Below are 2,907 nucleotides of genomic sequence, written 5' to 3'. Positions count from 1 at the left end.
TTCCCTTATTCCCATCTCACACAGGAATTATTCGCCGAAATCCCGAAGGCTTTTCCGCGCGCGGCGATGCGCACCAAGGGGCCGAACAGGGCCGGGCAAGGCCGACGCAGGTTCCGTGACGGATGTCGGCGAGCGCCAGCGGCGTCTCGCAACGCTGTTCGCCGGCGCGACCGGCTATTCCTCGTGGGGCGCTTCGGTTTGTCGTGGCGGAATTTTCCCGGCGCGATGGCGGCGGCTGATCCTGCGGTGTGTCGCGTGAGCGTAGAGCGTGAGGTGCGACGATGACGGAGATGAACCGGCGAGTGTGTGTCAGAGCGGCGACTGCTGATGATCTCCCTGCGATCTATGAGATCAACCGCATGGGCTGGGATGGCGTGTGTATCGCAGAGGCGGTGGAGCAGCGCCACGGCGTCGTCGGGGGCACCGGCTGGCGGGAGCGCAAGGCGGGCGAGGTGGACGAGGCGTGCAAGCAGCACCTCGACCGCGTCATCGTCGCGGAAGCCGAAGGAGTCCTCGTCGGCTACGCCACCTCGTTCTTCAACGAGAGCGACCGCGTCGGCGAGGTGGCCAACAACGCGGTGCATCCCAATTGGCGCAACCGCGGCGTGGCAACGGCACTGATCGGCGAGGTGATTCATGGGCTGGTACGTGAGGGCGCGACGATGCTGCGCGTGACGACGCTTGAGCGAGACCTGCCGGCGCAGCGCGTGTACGAGAAACTCGGATTCCGCGAGATCGCGCGCTCCGTCATGTACACCATGAGCGCGGACGAAGCGTCCGCAGCGCTCGACCGTCACGGCGACGATTGTCGCTAGGCCTGAATCAGCGCTCGAAGATGTCGTACTCCACCGCGCCTTGGCAATCCACCGGCGGGGTGATGCCCAGGGCGTGGCAGAGGGTCGGGACGAAGTCTATCAGCCGCGATGGGCCGAGGCGGTTCATGTCGCGCTCGTAGCCCTGCTTGATGCCCGGACCGGCGATGACCCATGCCGCGAGGTTGCTGCTCAGCGCGGTTTCGGCGGTCGGCACCTGCGGCCCGTGGTTCGCTCCCGGCGGCGCAGGCGCAATCGTCGCATCGCCGTGCGGCTTGACCCACGCGAAGCCCGCGTTGTAGATGAACACCACGTCCCCCGTCCGCTCGCCCCAGTAACCGATGATCGGCGCATCCTTTTTCCTCAGCGCAAACGCCACCGCGCGCATCCCGTCGTCATTGCGCCAGTCCAGCAGCGCGTTGATGATTTCATCCACCACGCGATCGTGCTCCGCCGGCTCGACTGACCCGTGTGCCTCGCGGCCGCGAAGGTTCACGTTGACCTGAAAGCTGCCGTGCTGGTAGGCGAGCGTATTCGCCCAGTCGATCGGGTCGTCGTCACTCGGGCCGGTGCGCCGCAGCAGGCCCACCTCCTGAAGCCGTCGGCCGAGATGGCACGCGTACTTGTTGCTCGCATTGCCGTGGTCTGACACGACTGCAATGCACGTCTCCGGCCCGGCCAACTCCGCCAGCCCGCCGAGCAGGCGGTCGCCCAACTCGCACGACCGCCGCAGCACGGAGAGATAGGCGTCCGCGTGCGCGGGGTCGTAATGCGGTGAGTCGGGATCGGCCTGGCTCATGAAGCGATGCTGCACCGAATCGGGGAAGTGCCAGTGGTTGTAGAAGATGTCCCAGCCCCGCGTGTTCAGCAAGTGCGCCGCCGCCTTCACCTGCCAATCCACCTGATACTCCATCTCGTCGTACACCGATTCCTCATACGACGCAAAGTCGGAGGCATTGGCCAGAGCGGCATGCTCGAAGTACGGACCGATTCTCTCGATGAGCTCCGGCGACAGCTCCGCGGGATCCGTGAAATCGGTAGTGGGATACATGGCCGAGCGCACGAGTCGAATGCGCGCGCCGTCCGCACTCAGCTCCAGCAGCTTGAATCTGACCGACACCGCACGCGGGCCAGAGGCGGTCGGCAGTTCCCGAATGATCCATTCGCTCCATTCGCCGGAGCGCATCTCAGCGACCGGCTTCGCGCCGCCGGCGTCGTCGAAGAGAAGCGCTCGATCATAGCCCGCGGCTCCCTTCGGAACGACCAGCCAGAAGCTCACACTGCGGGCGTCGCCGGCCTGGCGACCGGCAGCGGTGGCGCCGTCCTCGACGGCGCCGACGACGGAGGCGTCGCGTGAGCCGGCCTCGGTGACGGGCACGAGCGCCTTGAGGGAATCCGTGGGCATGCCGGGCCAGTCGGCGGCACCCTCGAGCGCCAGCGCCTGCGCGCCGCGCCGCTCGACGCCCGCGCAGTATTCGCGCCCGTGCACGACATCCCACGACCAGAGCCCTTGCGGCAGCGGCGCGACGACCATCCCCCGCCTGAGCCGCGACGGGTACGACCCGGGATATGCGATTACGAGGGACGTGAGCCCCTGCTGTTCCGCCGCCTCCCACACGGTCTCGGCCGTGATGGCGCGCGAATCGAAGGTTGACATCGGCTGGCGGTGCGGCGGGTCGGCGGGGGCGGTATCGTGCCACAGCCCCGCTCCGTGCGTGCCCGGCCACGCGCCGGTGGCCAGGGTGGCCCAGTTGGTGGGCGTGTAGGCGGGGATGCATGACATCGCGTGCAGCGCGGCGCCGCGCGCTATGAGTTCGGAGATGTGCGGCAGGCATCCCTCCGCGGCGAAGCGCTTGAGCAGTTTCATGGATACCGAGTCTATCCCGACGACGATCGCGCGGGGGCGGTGCTGTGGCATGAATCCCTCCAACGCAAGCGACTTGCGAATCCCTTCGGCCAGCGCGCGGCGATGACCTTTCGCGTTTGACGTCCGGCGCGAGGTGGCGGTTGCCATGTGTTGGGAATGCACCGCTGACTCCGCCGGACGGCGTGTGTGACGGGGTAACTACGGAGACAGAAGGACTGCGTGCAACCA

2 protein-coding genes are annotated in these 2,907 nt (G+C 67.1%); one reads left to right on the top strand and one right to left on the bottom strand.

The annotated features are described in order from the left end of the window. Positions 1 to 281: 281 nt before the first annotated feature. Positions 282 to 815 (top strand): GNAT family N-acetyltransferase, encoded by a 534-nt coding sequence (locus JSV65_07465; GenBank protein UCH36182.1) that lies wholly within the window; start codon positions 282 to 284, stop codon positions 813 to 815. 7 nt (positions 816 to 822) lie between these two features. Here JSV65_07465 and JSV65_07460 read toward each other — a convergent pair whose 3' ends face one another. Next, a complete protein-coding gene (locus JSV65_07460) occupies positions 823 to 2,730 on the bottom strand; it encodes an alkaline phosphatase family protein (protein ID UCH36181.1) in 1,908 nt (635 codons plus the stop codon). Between the last annotated feature and the right edge of the window lie 177 nt (positions 2,731 to 2,907).

It is taken from the genome of Armatimonadota bacterium (assembly GCA_020354555.1).
Lineage (GTDB): Bacteria > Armatimonadota > Hebobacteria.
Note: the sequence above shows the minus strand (reverse complement) of the source record. Positions and strands in the feature narration are given on the sequence as shown.